Below are 26,970 nucleotides of genomic sequence, written 5' to 3'. Positions count from 1 at the left end.
GTCGGTTCGGTGCGATCCTAGCCTTTCGGACAATCTGATGAAGGATTAGTCCCTGCATCGTGTGGGCCATAGCCAGCCATAAAGACGGCAACAGCCCGGGCGACAATCTCTTTGATCCTTTCCGGCCCCATATCGCTTTCGATTCTGAAAACCAGGCTGTCCAGCAGCTCTGATTCGAGCAGTCCCCGCAAGTGCAACGAGGCCACAGCCGGATCGCATTGCCGCAATTTCCCTTTCTCCATCAGCGCCAGGAGAAAAGCGGAAACCTCGCTCATGCTCCTCTTCGGTCCTTGCTCGAAGCATGCCCGGCCAAACTCTCCATCACCGACACTGGATATCGCCAATCGGCGGGCCGCCAGGACCTCCGGCGAATAGATCAAAGACAACAAACCTTCCCCGAAGTGCTGTAGCGCTTCGGCAACGTCTTCGACCGTATGGTTCAGCAGTTTGAGAATGCCCTTGAATTCGGCATCGGTCGCCTGCCGCATAACCTCAACGAACAAAAGCTCCTTTGACGGGAAGTAATTGTAGATCGTCGCTTTCGAGCCGCCGATCCGCCGACAGATCTCCGACATCAGCGCCCGTTCGAAGCCCATCTCGCGGAAAACCTCTGCCGCCACATCGATGATCGCCTGACGCCTTGCTTCAGTCTTCTTCTTCACCTGCCCCCCTTTGTAACTAAACCCGTGAGTTCATTTTATATTGACAGGCACAAAAAGCAAGCCTAATCTGTACCCGTTGGTACATTTTTCGGAGACGAAGTGATCATGCCTCAACCATCTACCGCCTCGCTGAGGAGGCGGGTACTGCTCACGACACTCGCTCTCGCCGTCACGGGCTGCGCCCAGATTCCCCCCCAAGCTCAGCCGGCCTCCCCCAAAGGGAGCCAAAGCTATGAGACGGCACAGTCTTTCGCCGTGCCGGCGGCGAACGGTCCGGACGAGCGCTGGTGGCAGGCGTACGACGATCCGCAGCTCGATACGCTGATCCAGGAAGCTCTACGCGACTCACCGGACATGGCCGCAGCGAGCGCCCGTCTTCGCCGCGCCGACGCGCTCGAGCAAGTCGCCGGAGCCGCCCTGATGCCCGAGCTGAGCGCCAACGGCTCGGTCACCGAGCAGCGCCAGAGCTACAACTACCTGACGCCCAAGGCCATGACGCCCGAGGGCTGGAAGGACTATGGGCGCGCCACCCTCGATTTCAGCTGGGAACTCGATTTTTGGGGGAAGAACCGCGCTGCACTGGCGGCGGCAAGCTCGGACATCGAGGCAAGTCGCGCCGAATTCGCGCAGACACGTTTGAGTCTGGCCGCAGCCATCGCCTCTGAGTATGTAGAGCTTGCCCGTCTGTTTGAAGCACGCGACACGGCTAAGCGCTCCGTGGAGCTACGCAAAAAGACCGCTGCACTGTTCGCAGAACGCTTTGCCAACGGCCTTGAAACCATGGGAAGCCTCAAAGCGGCAGAGTCCCGGCGCGCCGCAGCCGAAGGTGAGCTCCTTCAGGCCGAGGAACGGATCGGCTTACAGCGTTATCGCCTGGCGGCGCTGCTGGGCGCCGGCCCTGACCGGGGCTTGTCCATTGAGCGGCCAAGCGTCAATCTGCATCGCGAGATTGGCTTACCCAGCTCCCTGGCCGCGGATCTTCTGGGGCGTCGCCCGGATGTGAGCGCCGCACGTCTGCGCGCGCAGGCCCAGTTGCGGCGCATCGACCAGAAGAAAGCCGAGTTCTACCCGAACATCAACCTTGCGGGATTCGTCGGACTGCAATCGCTAGGCCTGAACCTGCTGGCCAAAGAGGGTTCGACGACTGGCAGCATCGGACCGGCCATCTCGCTGCCGATATTTAACGGCGGACGCCTCAAGGGCGAATTGCGCAACTCGGTCGCCACCTACGATGAAGCGGTTGCCAACTACGATCGCACGGTCACTGTTGCCCTGCAGGAAGTGGCAAACGCCGTCCTGAGTCAGAGACAGCTTGCCGGGCGCCTGGCCAAATCCCAGGAAGCCTTGGCCGCTGCGGACGAAGCTCATCGCATTGCCAGAAACCGCTACGAAGGCGGGCTTTCCAGCTACCTCGAGGTGCTTTCAGCCGAAGACACCCTCCTCGAGAGCCAACGCGCCTTGACCGACCTCCAATCGCGCCGCGCAAGCCTCGATGTCGCGCTGATGCGCGCATTGGGCGGTGGCTACCGCGAAACACACCTTGCATCCAATTAGTAGAAAGGAAAGTAGTCATGTCTGAAAACAGCGCAGCCGTTTCCGCTTCGCCCAACAATGAACAGAGGCGCAACAAGCTGTTTCTGGCCTTGGCCGGAGTGGTCGGCTCGGTGGCCCTGGCTTCCACTGCCTATTGGTACTTGTACGCCTCCCATTTTGTCTCGACCGATAACGCCTATGCCGCAGCGGAGATCGCACAGGTCACCCCCTCTATTGGAGGAACGATCAGCGAAGTACATGTAATCGACACCCAGGCCGTCAAGAAGGGCGATATCCTGGTCGTGATTGATCCGACCGATGCCAGGCTGGCTCTGGCCCAGGCAGAAGCAGCTCTGGGCAGTGCGATTCGCCGAGTCAAAGGCTATGTCGCAAACGATGGTGGTTTGGCCGCACAGATTGCCGCGCGAAGTGCCGATGAGAAGCGCGCAGCCGCGCAGCTGACATCCGCTGAAGCCGATTTTCAACGCGCGAAAGTTGATCTGCAACGCCGCGAAGCGCTATCGACATCGGGGGCCGTATCGGGCGATGAGCTGACTCGGGCACAGAATTCTTTTGCTTCTGCGCAAGCGAGCCTTGTGGCCGCGCAAGCCGCAATGGCCCAAACCAAGGCCAACCGCAACGTTGCGATCGGTAGCAAAGAAGTCAATGCCGCATTGATCGCCAACGCGACCGAAGAAACAAACCCTGAAGTTGCTCTGGCCCGCGCCCGACGCGATCAGGCCGCCGTTGATCTGCAGCGAACGGTGGTTCGCGCCCCGATCGATGGCGTCGTCGCCAAACGTCAAGTCCAACTGGGTCAGCGCGTTGCCGCCGGCACCCCTCTGCTCACAGTTGTCCCGATGAAGCAAATGCACGTTGATGCAAACTTCAAAGAAGTGCAGCTGGAAAACGTCCGGGTCGGGCAACCCGTGACCCTCTCGGCGGATATCTATGGAAGCTCGGTTTCCTACCGCGGCACGGTGGAAGGATTCTCGGCAGGTTCAGGGGCGGCATTTGCCGCGATTCCCGCACAAAACGCGACGGGAAACTGGATAAAGGTGGTTCAGCGCGTTCCGGTGCGCATCAAGCTCGACCCGGAAGAGCTGGCTGCTAAGCCGCTCAGGGTCGGACTGTCGATGGCGGTCAAAATCGACACGCGCGTTCGGAACTGATCGGAGCTGTCTGGTATGAGCCAAACAAAAATTCTGAACAGCGGCGAAGCCCCGCTGACAGGAGGCATGCTCTGGGCGGCCGCGATCATTCTCGCAGTTGCGAACTTTGTTGCCGTACTGGACATGACTATCGCCAATGTGTCCGTACCGAATATCTCGGGTGCCCTGGGTGCGGCTACCAGCCAAGGAACTTGGGTCATCACGTCCTACGCCGTTGCCGAGGCAATCACGGTACCGCTCACGGGTTGGCTGGCGGCGCGCTTTGGCGCGGTCCGGGTCTTTGTTGTCTCGATGGCACTTTTCGGTGCGTTTTCCGCGCTGTGCGGGATGTCCACGTCGCTCGGCATGCTGGTCTTTGCCCGCATCTGCCAGGGCTTTTCCGGTGGCCCGCTGATGCCTCTGTCGCAGACATTGCTTTTGCGCATATTCCCCAAAGAAAAGGCCGGAGCAGCCATGGGCTTGTGGGCAATGACCACACTGATCGCACCGGTTCTCGGGCCGATTCTCGGTGGCTATCTATGCGATGAATACAGCTGGCCTTGGATCTTCTACATCAATGTATCGATTGCTTTTGTCTGCGCCTTCGTCGCCTGGAGCATGCTGAAGCGCTATGAGCTTCCTCTCCTGAAGAATCCGATAGACCGAATCGGACTGGTCCTGCTCATCGTATGGGTCGGGGCGCTTCAGTTGATGATCGACGAAGGAAAGAATCTCGACTGGTTCGCATCGGACGAGATCATCGCGCTGACCGTCATCGCGATCATCGGATTTGCCGCGTTCTTGATCTGGGAACTTCATGAAGAACATCCCATCGTGGATCTGCGGGTATTCCGCCATCGCGGCTTTTCAATCAGCGTGCTGACGATAAGTCTGGCATTCGCGGCCTTCTTTGGTGCCAATGTCCTGACCCCACAGTGGCTGCAGAGTTTCATGGGATACACCGCCACCAGCGCGGGGACGGCAACAGCCTGGGCCGGTGTCTTTGCGATGTTTGTTGCCCCGATTGCCGCAACACTTTCAAACAAAGTCGATTCACGTCGGCTGGTATTCGGCGGCGTGATGTGGCTGGGACTCGCGACGCTCCTGCGCTCGGTCGCCACGACCGACATGAGCTACTGGGATATATCGATACCCATCATGATCATGGGCCTGGGGTTGCCATTCTTCTTCATTCCCTCGACCACTTTGGCTTTGGCCAGCGTCGACGAACATGAAACCGCGTCGGCGGCCGGACTGATGAACTTTCTGAGGACATTGTCGGGCGCTTTTGCCACCTCGTTGATCACGACCTTGTGGGACGACCAGATCACAAAAAACCATGCCGAACTCGTCGGACTTTCGGACAGTGATCAGCGCGTGCGGTCCATGCTCGACGGCACCGGCATGACCGCAGATGCGGTCATGAAGTCGATCGACGGTCTGATCAGCGATCAGGCTGTGATGCTGGCAACCAACCAGATCATGACGGCGGTCGGTATCGCCTTCATCGTCGCCGCCACGGTTATCTGGCTGGCACCAAAGCCCAAACGAGTCGTCGATGCCTCTGCCAGCGGGCACTGAAACCGTCCGCGCCCTCTACATTGCAAAGGACTTGCCATGTTCAAGCATCTTCTTGTACCGACCGATGGCTCAGAGCTCTCTCTGGCGGCAGTCCAACACGCCGTCTCATTCGCAAGCGACGCAGGCGCGCATATCACCTTCCTCTACATCGAACAGCCATTCCCTGCACCGTACATTGGCGAAGGGGCAATCATGGATGAGAACGCCCCCGCAACATTTCACGAGCAGGCCGACATCAAGGCACAGCAAGCACTGGTTCAGGCTGAGTACATCGCCCGCGGCTCCAACGTTGAATGCTCGACGCTGGCGACGATCTGCAAATCCCCCTACGAGGCCATCATCGATGCAGCAAAAAGAAACTCTTGCGACCTGATCTTCATGGCTTCGCACGGCAGGGTTGGCTTGGAAAGACTATTGACAAGTTCAACAACCGAGAAAGTATTGATTCACGCGGACATTCCTGTTCTGGTGCACCGATAGCGCCACCTTGGAAGTGTATTTGTGAGAAAGAGACGATCCGGATCTGAAATCAATGAATTCCAGAGCGTGATCCGACCCGAGCTGGCAATTCACCAAACTCGTCATGACTATTCCTGTAGCCAATCCCCCACTCAGTCGATGGCAGCCACTGATGCTGACGATCATGCTTACCGTGCTCGGCGCCCTGAGTGGATGCGCATCGACATTGGCACCGCACAACGTGCCGATTGGGGGCAAGAGCGGTGGCCAAGGCTACCGCGACAGCCTGACTCGCCCACGCCAAGGCATGGATAGCATCATTTTCGGGGTCAGCTTCTCTGGCGGGGGATCGCGAGCAGCGGCACTCGCCTACGGCGTACTCGAAGAGCTGGCGCACACCACGGTTCCGGTTCGCGGCGAACCGCGTCGAATGCTCGACCTCGTGGAAACGATCTCAGCGGTATCCGGTGGCAGCTACACTGCGGCGTATTACGGACTATTCGGTGACCGGCTGTTCCAGGACTTCGAGAAGAAATTCCTGAAGCGAGACGTGCAGAAAGAAATTGTCTCGACAATATTTACGCCATCCAATCTCATCAGCATGACTTCGCCTTACTACGGCCGCTCCGATGTGCTCGCCGAGTTTCTCGACCAGAGGCTGTTCGAAGGAAAGACTTTCGCCGACCTTGAGCACGCAGTTCACCAAGAAGGCCGACCGTTCATCCTGATCAATTCGACAGACATGGGCCGTACCAGCCGCTTCGAGTTTACCCAGGACCAGTTCGATCTGCTGTGCTCGGATCTCGGACCATACAAAGTATCACGCGCGGTCGCCGCGTCTAGCGCCGTGCCGGTCGTTTTCAGTCCGATCACCCTGTCAAACTACGCCGATCGCTGCAAGCATGCCCATCCAGAACTGCTCAGTCCTTCCTTGAATGAGCGCCGCGAGTCGATCCGCCGCTTCACCCTCACCACCGACCTCAACTCCTATCTCGATTCTGGAAAGCGGAAGTACATCCATCTTCTCGACGGCGGATTGTCGGACAACCTCGGCCTGCGTGCCGCGCTCGACCGGCTTTCGCTGCTCGGCGCCAGCCAGATGGCCGACGCGTATCGGAGGCCATCGATACGCCGCCTGGTCCACATTGTCGTCAATGCCCAGGTACATGCTGACTACCCCCAACTCGACCAGTTCGCCGAAGTGCCGACTCTGAGCGCGATCGCTTACACCATCGGCAACACGACCGACCGCTTCAACATAGAGACGCTGGCTCACTTCCGCAGCAGCATCGATCAGGCAGTCAGCGAACTGGCCAAGAAACAAAGCGCAGCCGGCATTCCCAATGGTGACGACGTGCAGGCCATGATGATCGAAATCAGCTTCGACAGCCTCGAAAGCGAAGAGGAGCGCGCCTATTTCAACGCGCTGCCGACCAGCTTCAACCTGCCGCCTGAAGCCATCGACCGATTGCGTGAAGTGGGCGCGAGGATGCTGCGCACATCGCCGGAATTCCAGCGTCTCTTGCGCGAGATACCAACACTGGATTGACGTTCAGACCCGGAAACATCTCAAGCGCAGCGCCTCCGGGTTGCCTGCTGACGGAGTCGGGATCAGGGCTGGATCAGGTTCAGCGCAACCAGGACCACCTCGGCGATCAGGCCGATGATGAACCCGCCAAAGAACGAGCGGCGCAGCAGCTTGGCGAGGATTCCGAAAACCAGGCCGAAGGCGAAGAACTTGAAAAGCGATTTCTGGCCGTTTTTGAGGACCGTCTCCTTCGTGCCCGGAGCGGATTCGGAGACGGGCGGGGTCTCCAGCTTTGCGATATCGGGCTTGTCCGAAGCTCCGGTTTCGGTGCTCCCGGCCGCCGGGGCGGAGGACTGCGCTTCGGGAATGGCCTCGATGAGGCCCGAAGGATAGACGATGGCCTCTCGGGAGCTCACCTGCTTGCCTGGCGCGCAGGGCTCGATCGAATTGACCTGAACGCTCCCGGTATCGCAGACATAGACGGTTCTGCGCGTGCCGCCCTCCTCGGCCGCACAAGGGAGGGCCGCGCCGAGCGCCAGCAGGGTCAGGAGGACTGAGAGAACGTGCTTCATACGAACCTTGGGTGATGTTTCGGGCGGACCGGGGCGCCGGGAATTGCTCCGTGCCCCATGACATCGGGGTCGCTGTGCCCCGCACCGGAAGGATATCCGCAGACGCCGCAGCGTGTCACGCTCGCTCCCCTCGCCACGCATAGAGATGCATCTGGGTTTATATGCATGGGGCGGGCTCTCTGTCTGCGGGTCATCTTCTTGCTCCTTTCGTGCGCCCATTCTGGCACCATCATGGGACAAGCGAACACTTAACCGGCTGTCCAGTTTTCCGGGACCACCTCTGGGTTTTGCGCCCCATTCCGGTGGGCGGTGTCATACGCTCGGAGCGTCGGTGTAATACGCCCATACGCCGCGCCTGGCGCGGGGTATGTCGATTTCAACGCAGTTGCGTGGTGTGTGATCAGTTCCAAGGGGTGGCGGGGACCGCCCGCCGCTGATGGCCGTGGTCGGCGGCTGAAGGAATTTGCGCGGGCAGCGGAGGGAAGCGCCGCTGCTCACGCAGGGGCATAAAGCCGCCGGGCCAGCGGCGCGTGCTCAGCGATCACGGACTCGATTTGCGCAGCATCGTCCGGGTCCAGTTCGTCGCGCAGGAGGCGCAGTTTGCGCTGCTCGGCCTGGATGGCGGCCAGGCGGGGAGCATCGGGATTTGCTGCATCCCGGACCTTGGCCGCCGCTTCGGCCCAATGTGCAATCAGCGCGCCCAGCACGTCCTGCGCGACTTCAAAGCGGATGCCTCGGGTGAACATTGTTGACATAGCTGCTCCTTGATAGTTTTTCGGCCATCAAGCAATGGCAACGTGGTTTTCGACGCTCGCAACTTGCAGTGTCCGCTCCTGCATGTGGTGCTGCTGCATATAGCGATTCGGCCGCTTCGGGAACTCAATCGAGAAGAACCTCCCTCTATGGAGGAAGATTCTCGCCCGCAACGTTTCTAGCCCCTCGGCGCGCAATAAAACAGTCGCGGCATGAAGGTCCGGCCGGTCAAGTTTGAACAGCGGCATGCCGCGATCTTCCCGATAGTAGAAGCACACCTTCGCACCACCAGCTTGATGCTGAACGAACGAAACAGCTTCAAGCTGCGCGTCGAGAGTGCGCTGACCTTCCTCCAGCAGCGAAGCTCTCCACGCATCAAGCACCAGACGTTCGTAGGGCAACAGCTTCTTGCCCGTGAACAAGCGATTCCACGAATGCGCCACCCAGTTGAGAATCGACCCGCTCATCACTGGCATGTGCAATCGTTCATACCCATCCCGGCCGCGCCTGCGGCAGCACCAGCAGCTCCGCCTTTGTAGACGTTCGGAATCCGGTCGAGCTGCTGCAACCAAGCAGGGTACTTGTCGCCGAGATCACGCCAGCCTCGCGGATATCGGAAGGGGTCGTGATAGTAATGCTGGGCCGGCGTCACATAGTTGCCATTCCACTTCGAGCGCGGCCCGCCCATGCGGTTCGGAATCCAGTGCGAGAACTCCTTGCCGGCTCCCTTGGCTCCTGCGGCTTCCCAGCCCGCCGCGCCACCTATGGCCGTATCAACGGCAACGCCCGCCACCTCACCAGCGGTGTAGTAACCCGAGCACTTGTTCACTGCCCCGTTGGTGCCCATCTGGTTGCGCGCCCAATTGGTCAAACCAAGCGACAACGTATCCCCGAACCCTGCTGAGAAATCGACTGCACCTTGTGGAATCGGGTCGCCCCACGCCCACAGGCCATACGGGTCGTAATACGAAATCGGATTGCCTGCCACATATGAGTAGGTGTTCAGTCCCCCACCTAGCCCAATGGGGTCGCTCTGCACATACCGCCCCACCACGGGATCGTAGTCGCGGTTCCAGTTCTGGAACAGGTTCGATTCGCGATCATAGACCTGACCGGGGAAGCGCGGGTTGTAGGTGTAGGCGCCCAGGGCGCTGGGGTTCTCGATCGGCGGCGTCACGCCAAACGGATCGCTCAGATCCCAGCGCCAACGGATCACCTGGTCGCTGGCTCGTACGATCATCCTCACCGCATCTATGGCGGGCCCGCCCCGCCAGCTCAACCGCAACGCGCCCCTCGAATTGCTTCAAAGAATTCCTTAAGAGCACCGCTAAAGGAGACGGGTTGCATGTAATAAACCCAGCCTGAAGCACTCGAGATTGCGACCAACAACATCAGGACAACGACAAGCATCATGTTCTCTCCCAATGCGCGAGCTCTGGTTCGACCGTTTCGAACCAAGGCAGCCAGGACAACAAGCGACACGCCCAAAGTGATGACAGACATACCGAGGAACTGAGTTATCGCGTACGAATCACCGCATCCAGAAAAACCAGACACGAACGATTCAATCAAAAGACATATTAGGATAGACCACCATGCCACAACAAAGACAGGGGAACCACTACGGTCCTGGTTATGGATTGACATATATGGTTCCATATCGCGTCAGCGTATCCGGACTGCTTCCGTAGATAACATTGACTCCCAACGCAATGGGGTCGCTCTGCACATACCTCCCCACCACGGGGTCGTAGTCGCGGTTCCAGTTCTGGAACAGGTTCGATTCGCGATCATAGACCTGGCCGGGGAAGCGCGGATTGTAGGTATAGGCGCCCAAGGCGCTCGGGTTCTCGATCGGCGGCGTCACGCCAAACGGATCGCTCTGGTCCCAGCGCCACCGAATCATGTGGTCGCCAGCTCGAACGTTCCCCCTCACCGCGTCGAGGTGATATTCGATCACCTTGATGCAATTCAAGATCTCCCCCAAAGGGATCACAGAACTCCGGCGGGGTTCGTGAAACACGCCCCTTTCCGCAGGAGCCAGCCGGGTCACGAAGAGCCGGCTACCGCTCTGACTGCCGATGGCTGGGCGAATCAACCCAATACGCTCGAGTGCAAAACCGGCCCCCAGCCCCGTAGAGATAGCTCGAGGAGCTCTAGTGACGCGTCTGCTTAAGATAGTCACGAAGCAGAACCAGCAGCCACCATTGAATTCGTCCAACCGTTACACAAACGAACCATGCAAACAAGAGCCCCGGCATCAGGCCCGTACGTCGCAATGGCTCAGCCAGTGTTTCGGCGAAAGGAAGCACCATCGACGAAGGGAATGCCATCAGAAGGGCTGCATAGGTAAATACTAGCTCTCCAGTCTTAGCCTGCTCGACACCCAAGCTTGCGAAGCCTAGCGTAACGCCCAAGATAACAAGCGTTCCCAGAAACCAATTCCTCAAAGCAGCAATTTGTCGCTCTTTTGCAAGCCATGGGCCAACGAGAAGACAGCTTACGGCGACAACGGATATTGGCAGCACGGCCAGCATCGTGGCTCCGAATGACCTATCACTCACGACATCGAAAATGAGGGCTGCAGCTAACAAAAAACCGTACGTACACAGTACACCATTTCGTCTAGCGTAATCACAACAGGGAGCGATGTTCATTTTCGAGCCTTACATGCCTTCTGGCATTGTTCAAGAGTTTGGGTAGCCCAACCTTGACAGTTCTGTCCACCATTCGTAAGGAGACCAAATAGGAGTGCGTATTTCGGACGATCGGCTTTGAGTTTTCCCATTAGACACTGCTCGATGCACTCATCGTCGTCATCGACTCTTTGACACTGCGCGCCGGACTCGGGAGCCGCGTCGCCGCTACTTGGCTTCCCCGCCCCCCCACGGACCGGCCCCTCTATCTTGGCCGCCAGTAACAACAGCTCCATTCGGCCGAAGGATTGCGATGAACTGGTGATACAGAGGGAGGGGGTTATAGTCAGGCGAATAGATAAGCCTTCCGAACTTGCCAAGCGCATGCAGAGGCTGGGTACACATGTACGTTGCTAAGCCAAGCAGGTCTGTCTTCGAAATGGGAGCCCCCTCAACGTATGCATAGGTATTTACCCCGCCCTGCAGCCCAATGGGGTCGCTCTGCACATACCGCCCCACCACGGGGTCGTAGTCGCGGTTCCAGTTCTGGAACAGGTTCGATTCGCGATCATAGACCTGACCGGGGAAGCGCGGATTGTAGGTGTTGGCGCCCAGGGCGCTGGGGTTCTCGATCGGCGGCGTCACGCCAAACGGATCGCTCTGGTCCCAGCGCCAACGAATCATGCTCTCCCCCAAAGGAACCACAGAACTCCGGCGGGGTTTCGTGATACACGCTTCGTGCCGCAGAAGCCAGCCGGGTCAGGAAGAACCGGCATTCGCTCCGGCTGCTTTTAACAGGGCCGACTCCGACCAGAAATGAGCGAATGCAAGACTTGCACCCATTGCCTCTTGCCTTTCGTGCGGCTATAAGGCCGGGAAGGCGTATTCGGGTAGCCCCGTGCACCCCACTGCGTTACCACTAAACCATTGAGAGCCTTCAAAGCCACATAGCGAGCCCAAATTGTTTTCCTCAAACCGACAGTTTATGAATTCACAATTCAGAAATCGGCAATCCACAAAGTTAGCCCCACAGAATACGCAATCCTCGAATCGAGTATCAACAAATAGGCAGCAATTAAATACCCCCCAATACCAGTCCAAATCACCCAACTCGCAAGAGAGGAAGACTGCATCGACGCTACCCCCATCCAGGGTGATGTTTTTGAACGCACAATATCTGAATATCGAGCCTTCAAGGTTAGCCAACAACGATTGCTCATCTCCATATTCCGCACGCTCAATCAGCACATCCACCTCGCTTTAGCTTCTCCGAAATAAATTGGGAGCAAGCAAAGTAACCGCTTACCCCCAACCATGTTATTGACGGAGATCACGAAACAGGAATCAGATTCCGCGGAGGGAAAAGCACTCGCAAACCTTCGCTGATAATCCAATAAGCGGCCCCAGCCCCCACTGCCACACCTGCCGCATCTTTTTCTGCGCTATTAACCGGAGAGGGTGTTACCGGAGCCGGGGCAGCTCCACCGCCGCCGCCGCATTTGGAAGCATACAAAGCTTCATCATCAGAAATTCCATCCTTTAAATCCTGAATGATGCCTTCATGCCCTTGTATGCTCATTCTGGGTGGAGCGCCCGAATAGGGCGGGTAGCACGGAAGATTATTCGGATTGGCCTTTACCTCACAGATTCGCTTGTTAATGTCAGCCTTCTTGTTCTGAATTTTCTTTTTCAACTGCTGGCACTCTGCACCATTGGGGTCAAGTCGACGAGCCAATCCAGTGGAGTCCATATAGCTTATTGGGCTCCCCCCAACATAGCTGTACGTATTGATCCCTCCTCCCAGTCCAATGGGGTCGCTCTGCACATACCGCCCCACCACCGGATCGTAGTCGCGGTTCCAGTTCTGGAACAGGTTCGATTCGCGATCATAGACCTGACCGGGGAAGCGCGGGTTGTAGGTGTAGGCGCCCAGAGCGCTGGGGTTCTCGATCGGCGGCGTCACGCCAAACGGATCGCTCTGGTCCCAGCGCAAACGGATCGCATGGTCGCCGGCCTGAACAAACGATCGCACCGCAAAGCCGGGCTACCGAGTTTATAAAAACTTAGCGTCTTGGGCATATTGCCACTGTGCAATGAATCAATCCGCTTCACACTTTTCACGACGCGCAATCACAGAAGGGGCTTCGCCTAACGCTTCCGGAGCAAATTCCCTAGTTTTCCCCACAATAGATCTTCGACACTGCGCATCTGCCAGGCAAGCACTAAGCGTTTCAAGATTGGAAGTCGCCGAAAATTCTGCGCTGCATATCATCGACCTGTATTTTCCCGCCCTGATTCCAATCGCGATATCTCTGTACCCCGAATAGTTTGCCAGCGCCAAATTTGCCTGCACAACATTCAGTTTCTCTTCAAAGCCGAGCACTGCAAAATGCTGCCCAACAAAAACCCCCACCACAAGCGCAAAACTTCCACTTGCAGTCACAAGCCCCAACCATGTCATGGCATTCAATTTCATTTTAGCTACAGCCCTTGAGGATTAGGAGTACGCGTTGATGGATTGGCCAAACCGGACTAACGTACTTCGCATGTCGACAGCCTTCGTAGATTCGTCAAGCGAGCTCTCTGAGTTGCAATCTCTGCCTGCGGCCAGCTTGTATTGGGTACTGGCATGACTAGCGACTGCATCGCAGACGAAAAGGGCGTCGATAGCGACCACGGAATCAGATCAAATCCGACGGCTTCCTTTGCGTGCTCCATGAGCATTACGACACTCATCTGATTGGCATATGCTTCTGCATATCGCCATTCGCTTTCGTAAGCCACTGAACGAGCTCCGGCCAAACCTTGGTATATATTGACCAGTAACGCATCGCGCCGCGCTGATGCTTGTCGAGCCAAAAAGCACGTCGCCGCCACGCCGATTAAAATACCAGAGAATAGAGCCAACAATGTTGTTGGTAAAGTGTGATTGCGCATCAATGTACTCCTATTTCTTTAATCTTCCGACACAGAAAGCAAAGTCTGAGAAGCATTGTGCGACTCCAATTTGATCCTCTCCTTTTTCAGCCATGCATTGGCATTTCCGAACAGAGCAGCAGGCCGGGCGAGCCATGGTCTCCTCGCATACATATCGCACGCACGCCTTGCATACCGGCTTAATCCAGCGTCCATGTTCCTTTTCTGCTGCCTCGCAAACTGGTTGCCAGTAGTCTCGCCCTTTGGGTGCAGGTCTTGGCTGGAGAGGGAGATGCGCCTTCGGATCGGTAGAGTATGGCCCCTCTGGTCCTTCGTTGGTGTCTAATCCGTGCGGGTCTACGTATCGAAGCGGGTTTCCATTGACATAGGCATAAGTATTCATTCCGCCCTGTAGTCCAATCGGGTCGCTCTGCATATACCGCCCCACCACGGGATCGTAGTCGCGGTTCCAGTTCTGGAACAGGTTCGATTCGCGATCATAGACCTGCCCGGGGAAGCGCGGGTTGTAGGTGTAGGCACCCAGGGCGCTGGGGTTCTCGATCGGCGGCGTCACGCCAAACGGATCGCTCTGGTCCCAGCGCCAGAGGATCGCGTGGTCGCTGCTGCGTACGATCGTGCGCACCGCATCTGAACACCGCTGGCGAACGGCTGCTCGCTTCCGGCCATGCGCCCAAACCGTGATCGGTGCGGCGATGAGAAAGCGGGTGCATCTGATCTATGGGATCGTGCGTTCCAGAGAGCCATTCAGGGCCGATTTTTGCTCACAAAAACTTGATTCTCAGGACGGTATCTGACCCGAGGGGTTTCCGTGTTCGGATCATAGTCGCGGAAGTAGTTGTATTCTCAAGCATGACCCTTTACAACTCTGTGTCACGGAGCGAATCCAAAGAGATAGACGGAGGTAGCAAACCAAACTGTCGTTGCCGTTGGAAAAATAAGAACTGCACCAACGAGACACGACGCAGCCGCCGCCCAATATTTCTTAGTCACAACAAATATTATTGGCCATGCCAACCATGCCCACGCCATCACGACCCATATCGGAGTTGGAATAAGAGCGATATCTTTTTTTAGGTCAACCAACCAAACAATGAACACACCAAGCGCATGCACAATTGACAAAGAAAAAATAAACGCCGGATGAGGCTTAGCCATTTTTCCTATCGCCCATCTGAAGACTTTTTGCAATTTCTGTTTATAGAAATGCGCGTCAGTCGCATTTTGTGGTAGCAGCGACCAACCCACTCCGCTATTGGACAACGCTCTCGAACACTGGGCGACAGCTGCGTCACATTGATTAAAGGCTTCCTTTTTATCCCTCTTAGAAAGGGGGACAAGACTTACCTTCCAGCTTTGCATAGCAATAGTCATGCGCCATGCAGCAGGCATCCAAACCATCCACCGGTCCAGCCGGTTTTGACGGAATGTTTGGTCCTGATTGGCCTCCACTCCAGTTCCTTCCACACCAATTCCCGTAATGCGTCGAGAATCCCTGGCCCCTTTCCGGCTCCAATCCTAGAGCATCAAACAGCATTATCGGGTTTCCCCCGACATAGCTGTAGGTATTTACCCCGCCCTGCAGCCCAATGGGATCGCTCTGCACATACCGCCCCACCACGGGATCATAATCGCGGTTCCAGTTCTGGAACAGATTCGATTCGCGATCATAGACCTGACCGGGGAAGCGCGGGTTGTAGGTGTAGGCGCCCAGGGCGCTGGGGTTCTCGATCGGCGGCGTCACGCCAAACGGATCGCTCTGATCCCAGCGCCAACGGATCATGTGGTCACCGGCCCGAACGATCATCCTCACCGCATCTGAACACCGTTGGCGAACGGCTGCTCGCTTCCAGCCATGAGTCCAAGCCGTGGTCGGCGCAGCGATGAGAAAGCGGGTGCTCCTGATCTACGGGATCCTGCGTTCCGGCCAACCGTTCAGGGCTGATTTCTGCCTGCCGAAACTTGATTTTCAAGACGGTATCTGACAGTGGCGGCTCCTAGAAATCGCCCCCCACATAGGCATAAATGTTGTGCGTCCGGTTAGTCGCTTCGTTTCAACGCGTGGCTCAGGGCACACCCCGCGACGCCCCCAATTGCAGAAGCCAACAGGCAGACTGGCAATGAAAGAGTGGCCACCAGTAGCGCCCCCCCTAACCCATGAAAATCAACGTCACGCCCCAGCGCTTCAAAGGCGAGACTTACCACGCCAGCCCCAAGTGCCGCAGCGCCACCCAATGCAATCCCTTTGAAAATTGGCCGACGAGCATCGAAGTAGGTAGCCACGGCTGCTGCAAACAGCGGAGTCATGTACTGCGCAAGCAGGGCTATGAAGTAGGTCTCCCGGTGTCCGACCGACACTGCCCACACGAGGTCACCGATTACTACCGTAACCAATCCCTTGATGAGAGTTGGGTCGCTTAGGCTGTCACGCCAATATTTTCTCATCACCTACCACCTTTGGGCTCTGGCATGGCCAGAAGGGGGGGCAGGTCACGTTGACCTGCTTGATTTCAAATCGGAAGCCTCGGGGGAACGTTGTCGGCAAACCTCCCATCGGAATCATGCCGCCAAGTCAGCCATCAGCTCGCATGTAAGCCTGAACTCCGGCAGAGGGTCCATGCCTGTGGCCTCCTCGAAGTAGCTCACGCTGCCACCGTACTCGATTGAGAACACGAATCCCTTAACGCACCAGACCTTCGCATTCAACCTCCCCATACCAGAGAGTTCAACTTGCACCTTGGCAACCAGCAGTTCTGTCGTCTTGTTCGGGAATGCCAAGTCTTCGTCAAAGCTGGAACGACCACTCTTCATTCTGTAGAAGTTGGCTTCAACGCCCTCCGGCAAACGCTGGATTTTGTTAATTGCCTGAATCTGCCTATTCCATGACTGGCGCAAACGAGCATCCAAATGATTCTCCACGCAATCAAGAATAATCTTTTCGAGCGCAGACAGTCTCGCGCCTGCGCCGAACAACCTGGCGATAAAGGATTTCATAACTGACATCTGCAATCACTGCTCATAGCAGCGCCCGCAGCCCCGTATGCACCACCGGCAGCGGCACCCTTGTATAAATTTGGAATGCGATCCCATTGCTGCTGAGCCATGTTCGGCATTGGGTTTTCAGCCTTCCAAGTCCTGGGAATGAATCGGTAGCGGTACGGGTCAGACAAAGCATGCTCAGCCGTTGAAACGTAATTGCCGTTCCACTTCGAACGCGGACCACCCATGCGGTTCGGAATCCAGTGCGAGAACTCCTTGCCGGCTCCCTTGGCTCCTGCTGCCTCCCAACCCGCCGCGCCACCTATGACCGTATCGACGGCGACGCCCGCCACCTCACCAGCGGTGTAGTAACCCGAGCACTTGTTCACTGCCCCGTTGGTGCCCATCTGGTTGCGTGCCCAGTTGGTCAAACCAAACGACAACGTATCGCCAAAGCCTGCCGAGAAATCGACTACGCCTTGCGGAATCGGGTCGCCCCACGCCCATAGACCATACGGGTCGTAATACGAAATTGGGCTCCCCCCGACATACCCATAGGTATTGACCCCTCCTCCTAACCCTATCGGGTCGCTCTGCACATACCGCCCCACCACGGGGTCGTAGTCGCGGTTCCAGTTCTGGAACAGGTTCGATTCGCGATCATAGACCTGGCCGGGGAAGCGCGGGTTGTAGGTGTAGGCGCCCAGGGCGATGACCGGGGTGGCGATGAGAAAACTGGTGCGCCTGATCTACGGCATCGTGCTCTCCGGAGAGCCATTCAGGGCCGACTTTGGCCATCCGGCGCTTGACGTCCAAGACGGCATCTGCCCCCCTGGTTTCTCTTCTCTCTTCAGCAGCCACCCGCAAAGCGGGTAGCTGCTGGGTTTTCAACTTCTAGGAGCAAGGCGCTTCACATAGTCATCCACGGTCTCAATCAAAGCCAAATCAACTGTCAAGCCTTGGCGCTTCGCCCGCTCTTGCGCCACAACTCCGAGGGCATCCAGTTCTTCGCTCGTAACCCAGTGAACACCAATGTCTTTGCCAAATCTGTCGGTGGGCTGTAGGCGCTCAGCAGGCACGCGCAGAACGCAGGCAATCTCATGCCAAACATCAATCACCGCCGCCTTGCTGAGGCCACTGGCCGCATAGAAACGTCGATATATCTCGTCATCACTGAGCGCTTCGCGCGTCTCCAATGCCGACAGAGATTGCCTCGCCTTTTTCGATCTGATCACAAAGCCGACGGCAACTAAAGCAGCGGCACCAACCACAGCAATCCACATGCTCATGACCACCTCTCAGTGCGCGCACTTGTTGTTGGCACACGAAGCAGCGCAATAGCCCTCCATGCCGAACAAGTAGACGCCATATCCAATCCATACGGGAGAAGCAAGGCGACCAAGTCCGCGTGCGGCACCACCCAAAGTTCCGGCACCACCGCCACCCAGCGCGTGGGCTGTAGCACTCGGAACGGTGGTCATGGGGCTTGCGCCGCGCAACCCGCGCGGTAACCCAACCCACGATTTCGGGAATGTGCCGCCAATGGCAGTCAGCCCAATCTTGGACTCGTCATTGAGGGGGTCGTATGCACGAATGCACTGCGCCATGCAGTCAAGCAAGGTCTGCTTGCAGTCCTCGCCATCACACTGCTGCCCTTGAGACCCACCACTTCCTGAACCGCTACCAGAACCACTCGGTGAGAAGCCAGTTGGGTCTGTTTTCGTCGTAGGCGACCCGTCCGCGTAGGCATACAGGTTAATGCCCCCCTCCAGCCCTATCGGATCGCTCTGCACATACCGCCCCACCACCGGATCGTAGTCGCGGTTCCAGTTCTGGAACAGGTTCGATTCGCGATCATAGACCTGCCCGGGGAAGCGCGGGTTGTAGGTGTAGGCGCCCAGAGCGCTGGGGTTCTCGATCGGCGGCGTCACGCCAAACGGATCGCTCAGATCCCAGCGCCAACGGATCACCTGGTCGCTGGCTCGTACGATCATCCTCACCGCATTGAGGTGATCCGCATAGGCGTAGGACATCGTGGCGACCGCCGCATTTGCGGGCACCATGCGCACCGCATCGGCAATCACGTAACCGGTCGTGCTCGGCGCGAGCGATATGCTCGCCGTCCCCGCCGCAAAGTTCCACGTCCCGAGCTTGATCCATGTGGAATTGTTGCCCTGCTGGCTGACCATTCCGTTTAGCGAGCAAACTCAGGAACCATTATTAGGCACTGCAAACTCGCAATAGGGTGACGAACAAAATTGCGAACCTTCGAAGTAGTAAGAGTCCAACTCTTCACCGCCCGATATTTCAGATCGTATAGATACCCAGTTCCGCCAGAAGGAAGTTCGACCAAAAAATAGACATCGGTTTGGTCGTCGAAGCATCCAAACACAGAAACCACACCTCCTTGCGCCATAGTTGCTGAAAGCGCCCGGTCCTCGAATGGAGCGTTCGCATTTGAAGAATATATCTTTGCGTCGGAACGAATCTCGATTCGATATCCGGTTGCAGAGAACAAGCCCAACACGCACAAGGCGGCCAAAAACACAAGAAAGACATTAGCACACTTCATTTTGACGGCCTGTACCAATTAACAGTCCTAACGGAACCGCTCTTGAATAGTTCATCTCTGAAAGAGCTAGGCAAAATGGATGGATTGATTTTCACCCTCGCCTCCATCAAGCATGCTTGCGCAGCCGACGTACAGTTGTTTGTCATTGCATTGTATGACCCGGAATTTTTCTTCTCTGCAGCCATACAGCGATCGAAAATAGTATCTTGCTCATGATTCAAGGCAATAACAGCACCAATCCCTCCCCGACCAAGACCGTCGGTTTGCCGATTTATATAGGCATCAGCGGAGGGGTAGGTTCGGTCCCACCCGCTCTCTCCGTAGGAGTTATTTGAACCATCACCTTGACGTGAGGAGACATGGCCCATGACGGAGGCCGGATGTGGCAATGGGTTCCAGAAGATTACCTCGCGGTCTAGCCCCATTGCATCAACATAGTTCAGCGGGTTTCCCCCTACATACCCATAGGTATTAACCCCGCCTCCCAGCCCAATCGGGTCGCTCTGCACATACCGCCCCACCACCGGATCGTAGTCGCGGTTCCAGTTCTGGAACAGGTTCGATTCGCGATCATAGACCTGACCGGGGAAGCGCGGGTTGTAGGTGTAGGCGCCCAGGGCGCTGGGGTTCTCGATCGGCGGCGTCACGCCAAACGGATCGCTCTGGTCCCAGCGCCAACGGATCATGTGGTCGCCAGCTCGAACGATCATCCTCACCGCGTCGAGGTGATATTTGATCACCTTGATGCAATTCAAGATCTCCCCCAAAGGGATCACAGAACTCCGGCGGGGTTTCGTGATACACGCATCGTGCCGAAGGAGGCGCCCGGGTCACGAAGAGCCGGCATTCGCTCCGGCTGCTGTCAACAGGGCCAACTCCGACCAGAAATGCTCGAATGCAAGACCGAGTCTGTAAATTGAACTGTGTAACTGACCTCTGAGACGATAGAGCCCAGACAGGGCAAGGAGGCGTTACATGAAGCTGACACCGGAGCAGTTGGACGCGTTGGTGGGCGAGTGCCGGGATCCGAAGGAGATGGCGTCGCTGTACTCGCAGATGCTGCAGCACATGATCAACCGCTCGCTGGAAGCGGAGATGCAAACGCATCTGGGCTACGCGCAGAACGAGTCGGCGCCCGAGGATGCGGGAAACAACCGGCGCAATGGCAAGAGCCGCAAGACGGTGCAGAGCGAAGTGGGCGACTTGCAGATCGAGACGCCGCGCGATCGCTCGGGCAGCTTCGAGCCGCAGCTGGTCAAGAAGCGTCAGGTGCGCCTGGCGGGGATGGAAGAGAAGATCCTGACGCTGTACGCCAAGGGGATGACCACGCGGGACATCGAATCCGCGTTGGTCGATCTGTATGGCGTGACGATCTCGCACGCGCTGATCGCGCAGGTGACCGACGCGGTGCTCGACGAAGCGCGCGCCTGGCAGAACCGACCGCTCGAAGCGATCTATCCGATCGTCTGGCTCGACGGAATCGTCGTGAAAGTTCAGCAGAACAAGCAGGTCATCAACAAAGCCGCGCATGTGGTGCTCGGGGTGAATCTGCGCGGCGAGAAGGAAGTGCTGGGACTGTGGCTCAACGAGAACGAAGGGGCCAAGTTCTGGCTGTCGGTGCTCACCGAGCTGCGCCATCGCGGTGTGCAGGACATCTACATCGCCAGCATGGATGGGCTCAAAGGCTTGCCGGAAGCGGTTAATGCGGTGTTTCCGAATACGCTCACGCAGCTGTGCATCGTGCATCTGGTGCGCGCCAGTCTGCGCTATGTCGCAACGCGCGACAGCAAGGCGGTGGTGGCCGCGCTCAAGCGCATTTACCAGTCGGCGAGCGCCGAGGAGGCCTCTGCCGAACTCGATGCGTTCGAGACCGAATGGGGCGAGAAATATCGGGCGGTCGTGCGATTGTGGCGGGGCAATTGGGACAATGTCATTCCGTTCTTCCAGTTCCTGCCGCAGATCCGCAAGGTGATCTATACGACCAATGCGATCGAATCTCTGAACATGGTCATGCGCAAGCTCACGCGCAACCGACGGATCTTCCCGAACGACGACTCGGCGCTCAAATCGCTGTTCCTGGCGATCCGGGAAGCCTCGAAAGGCTGGAAGGCAATCCACCACTGGAAGCCCGCTCTGCAGAGCTTCCAGGTAATGTTCGGCGAAGAGCGCGTGCCGCTAAATGCGCTGTGATTGGGAATTTACACAGTTCGTTTGACAGACCCGCAAGACCGACCGCATTGCCTTTCCTGCCTTTCCTGACCCCATTGCCTTTCAGAACTCATGAGTTCTCGTCAGCCAATTGTGCAAATATCAGTCGACGTCCATGACGGCACCTACCCGACTCACTTTATGCATTTTGTCTCGACCCGAGGAGCACGCCGTTCACTTTTCAAGCCATCAAGCTGAGCAAGGAGTTTGGGATCTCGCTCCGAGATGAATTTATTCATCAATGACCCAGGATACTCATAACGAAAACCAGCCAACAATTTCATCTCCTGATCAATATCTACTCTAACTTTTTCGAGCGCCGCCGACGCACACCCTCCAACCAAACGGTCTTCAATTTCCCGGTATTCATTGAGATGATTAAACCAAAGCATTGCCTGAATGTCCGCAAGTTCAATCTTCACCGCAGCCATTGTTTTCTTTTGCGTATAATCATGCGACACACAAGCAACGACAACTAACGAAATCAACCAACCCATAATTAGTATTAGTCTTTTCATTTATTACACCTGTCTTGTAACGAGCTTTATAAGCTAGAACCCCGGGAGACGACCAATATCATTTTGATTCACACCAAACTTCGTGCACGTACAACCAGGCCAACTAGTTTTAACTTCCAACACGGTTGGATTTCTTGGAAGAAAGTTTGTATGAGTAGTTTTGCATGGTTTCGTACACTCAACTTTCAAGCAGACGAATGCGTTGCTAATACCAGACTCCGCCTCGCAATTTTTTATGGGCGACAAGCATTTAATCATCCCCTTCAAGGCTTCTTTCATGCTTTCCACTCCAGGATCTTTAGACAGGACGGGAGGCATTTCTGGAGGCATGACTCCTCTACCAAAATTCCTTGGGATTTTCCCTGCAAGCCCAGATTCGTCGAATTCAACAACGGGACTCCCATCCACATATGCATAGGTGCTAATCCCGCCCTCCAGCCCAATGGGGTCGCTCTGCACATACCGCCCCACCACGGGGTCGTAGTCGCGGTTCCAGTTCTGGAACAGATTCGATTCGCGATCATAGACCTGCCCGGGGAAGCGCGGGTTGTAGGTGTAGGCGCCCAGGGCGCTGATCGGGGTGGCGATGAGAAAGCGGGTGCTCCTGATCTGCGAAATCCAGCGTTCCGGCCAACAGTTCAGGGCTGATATCCGCCTACCGAAACTTGATTTTCAAGACGGTATCTGCCCCCAGGGGGGGTCAGGGGCTAGAGCACATTTCGGTAGTGCGCTCGAATTACGGCGATTGAATAAACTGGCTCACCACCAAAACGCTTTGCCTTGCTTTCCAGCGCAGAAAACTTTTCCTGAAGCACTCCGGGAATCTCCGTCGTTTCGCTCGCAGCAACGAGTGAAGAGACAAGATCTAGGGCACAGCTAAACCCATCAAAATCTTCTTCTGACGTCGCCAACTCAACAACTTCAGATAGCAAATAAAAAGCCACATAAGGTTCGATTTTTTGCTCAAGATCGCCAAAAAGACCAACGGTCATTTCTTCCTCGTGGGCATAGGTCTTCCCCCAACCCAAGACACGAGCACGGAAGAGAGCCTTTAGCTCTTCTGGATTTCCTTGCTGAGCTTCGTAAAGGTGCTCTTTCCCGAGATCGAGAATGCTGCTCATCGTTTGCGCACTAACGCTGGATGTGATGGACCGCCGTAGCGGCGAAGCCGAGAAGCCCCCCCCACAAACGCAGCTTGTGGGCTGTCCCTCTCGACGGAGTTGTTATGCACTGCCCGCACGGAAAATCGACCGTAGCTTGGCACCCCAAGTGCGCTCATAAAATGGTTTGACCGACTTGAACATGTAATCGCTGAGTCCGGCCTCACCTCTTTTAAGAACAGTGAAATCGACCGGTTCGCCTTTGGGCGCGGTGTCGGCAGCCACAGATCCAGCCGCCTGCATCGCCTTGCTAAGATCACCTTCACCTTCGAAGCCCACAACCAAAGTTGGCTTCTCGCTAGCGGACGAATCGTGCATCAAGCAAAGGTATGCCGCCTTAACTACCGAGTGCTTTGCCAGAAGTGCCGTTAATGCAGAGACCATCTCAGATGGGTAGTTCGCAGGCTGCCCCAGCAGCACGTTGGTCTCTCGTTGAACCACTCTAGATTGAGGAACATGGTTCATTCCGGTGTCCAACAATGCCTTAATCTCATTGGGAAAGAATTCCTTTCCATATGGAGAGGCAGGATTTAGCACCAAGAACGACCCAAGAGTGACTTCGAAAAGGCTCCGAGCTGGAAGAGCCACATAGCGTGCCTCTTCCGTTAGCGCCCGTTGCAGCGTTTCAAGGCTCGTGAAAAATGGAATGACTGGGGTCCCATCTTTCTTTTCCCAATTCACGATGGATAGCTTAGCGCCGCCGGGAATGGTAGACACTCCTTCGCCTTCAGAATCGGCGTGACCAATCACAAATACGTCCGATCCCATTAGCGCTTCGTAAAATTCAGGACGGCTCGCGGGATCGTCCGCGGCGAGCATGAGTTTTCGTTCGAGATCGTTAGATGGGTCACTCACAGAAAGTCCTTTGTGCATAACTATCTATTTGGACAGCAATTTTGCTGTATAACTCCGACCACTGTCGCATAACTCCCCTGCCCCCACCGACCGAAGGATCTTTGGGATCAATGTCTTGCATTCCATGAACTTGATGCAATTCAAGACATACCCCCGTGCGCCTTTCAGCGACGGCTATGTCAGTGAAATAGCAAGAACCCCAGCGGCGAGAATTTGCGACCAAAGCGTCACAAAGAGACAATTGGCCCAGCCCAGCGAACCCGGACAGTCTTTGAGCTCTGACCAATACGACAGGGAAAGAACGATCCCGGAAAACGGTGGAAAGAACCAGCGACGCCACGCATAAGCATTGATGGGCGGGGAAGCAATAGCCGAATAGATATGCGGTGCCTCAGACTGCAACGCCTTCAGGAAGGGCGTTCCCGCAAGCAGGGTGGCGCCCCCCGATGCGAGCATCCAGATCAGCGCAAAACAAGACATGGACATGATCTCTATCTATGTTATCGGAAACGTTTTTCGGCATGAAACGGGCAGGAGCGTCCCAACGCCGGGCCCCCGGCAGCGGATATAGGGCGCTCGACCCGGCCGCTCGCTCATGAGGCGACATCGATGATGCGCTCAAGCCAGGCGCGATAGCTCGGGGAGCTGTCTGCGGGCAGAGCTTTCCGGTGGGCGTCGAGCTCATCCGTCATGGCGAAGATTTTCCATATCAGCGGGGCCAGCTTGGCGGCCGGGCTGTTGGCTTGCTGCGCATCCCTGAGCAGCAGCAGGCTGCGCTCCCTGTATTCGGGCAGCACGTCTGAGCCGTAATCGAAGGCCTTGCCCAAGCCGGAGAGATACATCAGCTTAGGCACGTCGACGCTTGGCCAGTGCAGGGCCATGTTGAGGGGCCAGTCGAGCATGGCCCGCTCGCCCCAGAGCACGGATTTCGGCATGTGTTTGTTGGCAAGGAGCGTGAGCATGAAGGCCTGGCCGAGCTCCGTCAGATAGGGCGTCAGCACTTCCGCAGTCGGATGCCGATAGAAGTCGTCCAGCGGCTGCTCGCGCTTCAGCCCGATGCGGGCCAGCAGGCGTTGTTCCAGCTCCAGCACCAGAGCGCTCAATTCGGCGGTTGTGGCGTGGCCGCTTTCCGTTGCCTGGCGGCGGCGTGTCGCGCAGTTCCACAGGCTCAGCGAGATCTGCCAGATAGCGGATTCGCCTTCGCCGCTGCAGCCCAGCTCTCCGGTCACGAAAACCTTCATGGTGGGCGGCACGATGTCGAAGAGGTCGCTGCCGTCGGTCTCGCCGCTGGTGACGACCGGGCCCCCTCCTTCCACGACGAAGATGTAGGTCGAAGCCGCGTAGTCGCTCCAATAATGCGCCGCTTCCGCCAGATACAGCGGGATGGCACGGGTGTAACGCCCCAGATCGTCTTCGCGCTGGGACTCTGCGCGTGCAGAACCATCCGGCATCTTCGAGAGCGCGAAGAATCCCACTTCGGGCGCCCCCTCCGGCTTCTGCGCAAACAGCCAGTCCGCATTGCGCAGACCGTAATGCCAGATCGGCTGAGTGATCGCCAAGGTGGTCACCTTCAGTGCGTCCGGATCGATGGGCGTGCCCTGCGCCGCCTGCTTGCGCATCTCCTGGAAGGCCTGCGCGAACTGGTCGAGATGCTGCTTGATCGGTGCGAAGCCCAGGGCATACAGGCGGCCGAGCATGGCTTCGCCTTCATCCACCTTGCCCAAATGCTGGCAGGCGCGCAGCAGGTTAAGGCCCGCCATCGGGTCGTGCTTCTTCTCGTCGAAGGCCGGGCCGACCAGTTCGAGGATCAGAGAAACCTGGCCGTTGTTGCCGAGGTCGCCCGAAATCATCATCAGCGCACTGCTGTCGTACTGGCCGCCTGCCAGCACCTCGGCATAGAGCGCCCGCGCCAGATCGGCCTCGCCGTGCTCCAGATGGAATCGCGCCAGCCACAGCTGCGCGCGCCAGCTGCCGGGCAGAGCGGCGGCGGTGCGCAGGGCCTGCAGATAGCCGGCTTCGCCGTCCCGCTCCTGCTGGATGGCCGCCCACCAGAGGAGGCCGTTGTCCTGATTCGGGTCCGCCTGCACGGCCTGCCAGAGAATCTCGTGCGAGCGCGCCTCGTCGCCGCGTTCGGCATGAAGCTTGGCAAGGTTGGTCAGCAGCGTGCCGGTCTCACCCACCTTGCGCATACCCTCGCGCAGCGTGGCTTCTGCCGCATCGAGCTTGCCGTTCTTCATCAGCACGATGCCGTGAATCGTGTGGCTGCGCTCAGGAATCGGATCGATCGCGAGCAGGCGCTCGGCCGCCGGCAGCAGGTCGGTCGCAAAGCCATCGTTCAGAGCCGAGACGATCACGGTATAGAGCTCGTCCGGCTTGTCCCACTTCAGCTGCAGGTTGGGCTGCAGCATCTTCTCGCGCCAGTCACTGCGCGTGATCTGCAGCTCGCGGCCGTAGCCGTCATAGACGGTGATCAGCTCTTCCTGGGCCGGGCTCGCGGGCTTGGCCGGCACAGGTGTTTGGGCTGCAGGGGCGGGCGATTCTTTTATTCCGGTCAGGGCGGAGAGGAGGCGCTTGAGCATGGCTGATCCGTCTGTGAATGAATCGGGGCTGACAAGCCTGATCCTCGCGCGCCAGAGCGGACTGCGGCTTGGGCAGGTGAGCTGCGGCCAATTATGCTCGATGACTGGGGCGGTGCGCCAGCGGAACTCCTGCCCCCCCCTTGCGGGTTGGATGACATGCAGTTGAGGCCACTATCTGCTGACAGGGAACGGCGCGCAGGCTGCCGGGGTCCCGGACCATCTCTAGCGATGTATATCCGAAAGTCGATATACATCGTTATACATTGCTAGAGATCGCGAACTCTGCGCGT

At 57.3% G+C, this 26,970-nt stretch carries 33 protein-coding genes; 6 read left to right on the top strand and 27 right to left on the bottom strand.

The genetic code is table 11. From position 1 onward, the window contains the following. Positions 1 to 17: 17 nt before the first annotated feature. A complete protein-coding gene (locus ACHFB9_RS05025; RefSeq protein WP_417069886.1) occupies positions 18 to 662 on the bottom strand; it encodes a TetR/AcrR family transcriptional regulator in 645 nt (214 codons plus the stop codon). A gap of 105 nt (positions 663 to 767) precedes the next feature. On the opposite strand from ACHFB9_RS05025, the gene ACHFB9_RS05020 reads away from it, so the two are divergent. The 5 genes from ACHFB9_RS05020 to ACHFB9_RS05000 all read left to right on the top strand — a co-directional run bounded on the left by ACHFB9_RS05020 (position 768) and on the right by ACHFB9_RS05000 (position 6,935). After that, a complete protein-coding gene (locus ACHFB9_RS05020) occupies positions 768 to 2,216 on the top strand; it encodes an efflux transporter outer membrane subunit (RefSeq protein ID WP_417071339.1) in 1,449 nt (482 codons plus the stop codon). Between the two features lie 17 nt (positions 2,217 to 2,233). Beyond that, positions 2,234 to 3,367, top strand: a complete 1,134-nt coding sequence (locus tag ACHFB9_RS05015; protein WP_417069885.1) for an HlyD family efflux transporter periplasmic adaptor subunit — start codon at positions 2,234 to 2,236, stop codon at positions 3,365 to 3,367. Positions 3,368 to 3,382: 15 nt separating this feature from the next. Beyond that, a complete protein-coding gene (locus ACHFB9_RS05010) occupies positions 3,383 to 4,927 on the top strand; it encodes a DHA2 family efflux MFS transporter permease subunit (RefSeq protein ID WP_417069884.1) in 1,545 nt (514 codons plus the stop codon). Between the two features lie 36 nt (positions 4,928 to 4,963). Then, positions 4,964 to 5,407 carry a universal stress protein gene (locus ACHFB9_RS05005; protein ID WP_417069883.1) on the top strand — a complete coding sequence of 148 codons (444 nt, stop codon included), beginning with the start codon at positions 4,964 to 4,966 and terminating at the stop codon, positions 5,405 to 5,407. A 151-nt stretch (positions 5,408 to 5,558) separates the two neighbouring features. Beyond that, positions 5,559 to 6,935: a patatin-like phospholipase family protein gene (locus tag ACHFB9_RS05000; RefSeq protein ID WP_417069882.1), complete on the top strand. Its 1,377-nt coding sequence runs from the start codon at positions 5,559 to 5,561 to the stop codon at positions 6,933 to 6,935. A gap of 62 nt (positions 6,936 to 6,997) precedes the next feature. Here ACHFB9_RS05000 and ACHFB9_RS04995 read toward each other — a convergent pair whose 3' ends face one another. From ACHFB9_RS04995 to ACHFB9_RS04900, 20 genes are all read right to left on the bottom strand, one after another. Next, positions 6,998 to 7,486 (bottom strand): hypothetical protein, encoded by a 489-nt coding sequence (locus ACHFB9_RS04995; protein ID WP_417069881.1) that lies wholly within the window; start codon positions 7,484 to 7,486, stop codon positions 6,998 to 7,000. Between the two features lie 494 nt (positions 7,487 to 7,980). Next, positions 7,981 to 8,232, bottom strand: coding sequence for a hypothetical protein (locus ACHFB9_RS04990; RefSeq protein WP_417069880.1), 252 nt, complete (start codon positions 8,230 to 8,232; stop codon positions 7,981 to 7,983). A 36-nt stretch (positions 8,233 to 8,268) separates the two neighbouring features. Then, positions 8,269 to 8,715 carry a hypothetical protein gene (locus ACHFB9_RS04985; protein ID WP_417069879.1) on the bottom strand — a complete coding sequence of 149 codons (447 nt, stop codon included), beginning with the start codon at positions 8,713 to 8,715 and terminating at the stop codon, positions 8,269 to 8,271. After that, a complete protein-coding gene (locus ACHFB9_RS04980; protein WP_417069878.1) occupies positions 8,706 to 9,479 on the bottom strand; it encodes an RHS repeat-associated core domain-containing protein in 774 nt (257 codons plus the stop codon). The genes ACHFB9_RS04985 and ACHFB9_RS04980 overlap by 10 nt, the downstream gene beginning before the upstream one ends. A gap of 393 nt (positions 9,480 to 9,872) precedes the next feature. Next, the gene (locus tag ACHFB9_RS04975) at positions 9,873 to 10,262 is read right to left on the bottom strand and encodes an RHS repeat-associated core domain-containing protein (RefSeq protein ID WP_417069877.1); all 390 of its coding nucleotides are present in this window, start codon (positions 10,260 to 10,262) and stop codon (positions 9,873 to 9,875) included. A 133-nt stretch (positions 10,263 to 10,395) separates the two neighbouring features. Continuing rightward, positions 10,396 to 10,776 carry a hypothetical protein gene (locus ACHFB9_RS04970; RefSeq protein ID WP_417069876.1) on the bottom strand — a complete coding sequence of 127 codons (381 nt, stop codon included), beginning with the start codon at positions 10,774 to 10,776 and terminating at the stop codon, positions 10,396 to 10,398. Between the two features lie 327 nt (positions 10,777 to 11,103). Continuing rightward, entirely contained in the window at positions 11,104 to 11,559 is a 456-nt protein-coding gene (locus ACHFB9_RS04965; protein WP_417069875.1) for an RHS repeat-associated core domain-containing protein, read from the bottom strand. A gap of 180 nt (positions 11,560 to 11,739) precedes the next feature. Continuing rightward, positions 11,740 to 12,123 (bottom strand): pentapeptide repeat-containing protein, encoded by a 384-nt coding sequence (locus ACHFB9_RS04960; RefSeq protein WP_417071337.1) that lies wholly within the window; start codon positions 12,121 to 12,123, stop codon positions 11,740 to 11,742. Between the two features lie 82 nt (positions 12,124 to 12,205). Continuing rightward, complete coding sequence (locus tag ACHFB9_RS04955; protein ID WP_417069874.1) at positions 12,206 to 12,907, bottom strand: RHS repeat-associated core domain-containing protein; 702 nt, start codon at positions 12,905 to 12,907, stop codon at positions 12,206 to 12,208. 66 nt (positions 12,908 to 12,973) lie between these two features. Then, a complete protein-coding gene (locus tag ACHFB9_RS04950) occupies positions 12,974 to 13,351 on the bottom strand; it encodes a hypothetical protein (protein ID WP_417069873.1) in 378 nt (125 codons plus the stop codon). Positions 13,352 to 13,407: 56 nt separating this feature from the next. Further along, the gene (locus tag ACHFB9_RS04945) at positions 13,408 to 13,812 is read right to left on the bottom strand and encodes a hypothetical protein (RefSeq protein ID WP_417069872.1); all 405 of its coding nucleotides are present in this window, start codon (positions 13,810 to 13,812) and stop codon (positions 13,408 to 13,410) included. A 10-nt stretch (positions 13,813 to 13,822) separates the two neighbouring features. Further along, the gene (locus tag ACHFB9_RS04940; protein ID WP_417069871.1) at positions 13,823 to 14,434 is read right to left on the bottom strand and encodes an RHS repeat domain-containing protein; all 612 of its coding nucleotides are present in this window, start codon (positions 14,432 to 14,434) and stop codon (positions 13,823 to 13,825) included. Positions 14,435 to 14,682: 248 nt separating this feature from the next. After that, a complete protein-coding gene (locus ACHFB9_RS04935) occupies positions 14,683 to 15,183 on the bottom strand; it encodes a hypothetical protein (protein ID WP_417069870.1) in 501 nt (166 codons plus the stop codon). Beyond that, positions 15,134 to 15,592 (bottom strand): RHS repeat-associated core domain-containing protein, encoded by a 459-nt coding sequence (locus ACHFB9_RS04930; RefSeq protein WP_417069869.1) that lies wholly within the window; start codon positions 15,590 to 15,592, stop codon positions 15,134 to 15,136. Before ACHFB9_RS04930 ends, ACHFB9_RS04935 begins: the two co-directional genes overlap by 50 nt. A 257-nt stretch (positions 15,593 to 15,849) precedes the next feature. Beyond that, a complete protein-coding gene (locus ACHFB9_RS04925; RefSeq protein ID WP_417069868.1) occupies positions 15,850 to 16,254 on the bottom strand; it encodes a hypothetical protein in 405 nt (134 codons plus the stop codon). Between the two features lie 114 nt (positions 16,255 to 16,368). Continuing rightward, positions 16,369 to 16,803, bottom strand: coding sequence for a hypothetical protein (locus ACHFB9_RS04920; RefSeq protein ID WP_417069867.1), 435 nt, complete (start codon positions 16,801 to 16,803; stop codon positions 16,369 to 16,371). Then, entirely contained in the window at positions 16,800 to 17,435 is a 636-nt protein-coding gene (locus ACHFB9_RS04915; protein WP_417071335.1) for an RHS repeat-associated core domain-containing protein, read from the bottom strand. Before ACHFB9_RS04915 ends, ACHFB9_RS04920 begins: the two co-directional genes overlap by 4 nt. Before the next feature lie 240 nt (positions 17,436 to 17,675). Next, the gene (locus ACHFB9_RS04910) at positions 17,676 to 18,077 is read right to left on the bottom strand and encodes a hypothetical protein (protein ID WP_417069866.1); all 402 of its coding nucleotides are present in this window, start codon (positions 18,075 to 18,077) and stop codon (positions 17,676 to 17,678) included. Between the two features lie 9 nt (positions 18,078 to 18,086). After that, positions 18,087 to 18,977 (bottom strand): RHS repeat-associated core domain-containing protein, encoded by an 891-nt coding sequence (locus ACHFB9_RS04905; protein ID WP_417069865.1) that lies wholly within the window; start codon positions 18,975 to 18,977, stop codon positions 18,087 to 18,089. 379 nt (positions 18,978 to 19,356) lie between these two features. Further along, the gene (locus ACHFB9_RS04900) at positions 19,357 to 20,115 is read right to left on the bottom strand and encodes an RHS repeat-associated core domain-containing protein (RefSeq protein WP_417069864.1); all 759 of its coding nucleotides are present in this window, start codon (positions 20,113 to 20,115) and stop codon (positions 19,357 to 19,359) included. A gap of 220 nt (positions 20,116 to 20,335) precedes the next feature. Between ACHFB9_RS04900 and ACHFB9_RS04895 the strand changes: the two genes are divergently transcribed. Then, entirely contained in the window at positions 20,336 to 21,550 is a 1,215-nt protein-coding gene (locus ACHFB9_RS04895; RefSeq protein WP_417068692.1) for an IS256 family transposase, read from the top strand. A gap of 152 nt (positions 21,551 to 21,702) precedes the next feature. Here the strand turns inward: ACHFB9_RS04895 and ACHFB9_RS04890 are convergent, their stop codons facing one another. From ACHFB9_RS04890 to ACHFB9_RS04865, 6 genes are all read right to left on the bottom strand, one after another. Beyond that, a complete protein-coding gene (locus ACHFB9_RS04890) occupies positions 21,703 to 22,086 on the bottom strand; it encodes a hypothetical protein (protein WP_417069863.1) in 384 nt (127 codons plus the stop codon). A 33-nt stretch (positions 22,087 to 22,119) separates the two neighbouring features. After that, positions 22,120 to 22,653, bottom strand: a complete 534-nt coding sequence (locus tag ACHFB9_RS04885) for an RHS repeat domain-containing protein (protein ID WP_417071333.1) — start codon at positions 22,651 to 22,653, stop codon at positions 22,120 to 22,122. A gap of 140 nt (positions 22,654 to 22,793) precedes the next feature. Next, the gene (locus tag ACHFB9_RS04880; RefSeq protein WP_417069862.1) at positions 22,794 to 23,207 is read right to left on the bottom strand and encodes a hypothetical protein; all 414 of its coding nucleotides are present in this window, start codon (positions 23,205 to 23,207) and stop codon (positions 22,794 to 22,796) included. 102 nt (positions 23,208 to 23,309) lie between these two features. Further along, positions 23,310 to 24,065, bottom strand: a complete 756-nt coding sequence (locus tag ACHFB9_RS04875; protein WP_417069861.1) for an enhanced serine sensitivity protein SseB C-terminal domain-containing protein — start codon at positions 24,063 to 24,065, stop codon at positions 23,310 to 23,312. A gap of 210 nt (positions 24,066 to 24,275) precedes the next feature. Then, positions 24,276 to 24,587, bottom strand: a complete 312-nt coding sequence (locus ACHFB9_RS04870; protein WP_417069860.1) for a hypothetical protein — start codon at positions 24,585 to 24,587, stop codon at positions 24,276 to 24,278. Positions 24,588 to 24,694: 107 nt separating this feature from the next. Continuing rightward, positions 24,695 to 26,680 (bottom strand): tetratricopeptide repeat protein, encoded by a 1,986-nt coding sequence (locus tag ACHFB9_RS04865; protein WP_417069859.1) that lies wholly within the window; start codon positions 26,678 to 26,680, stop codon positions 24,695 to 24,697. Positions 26,681 to 26,970 lie beyond the last annotated feature (290 nt).

It is taken from the genome of Niveibacterium terrae (assembly GCF_048213115.1).
GTDB classification, from domain to species: domain Bacteria; phylum Pseudomonadota; class Gammaproteobacteria; order Burkholderiales; family Rhodocyclaceae; genus Niveibacterium; species Niveibacterium terrae.
The sequence above is the reverse complement of the archived record's forward strand: the minus strand, read 5'-3'. Positions and strand labels throughout refer to the sequence as shown.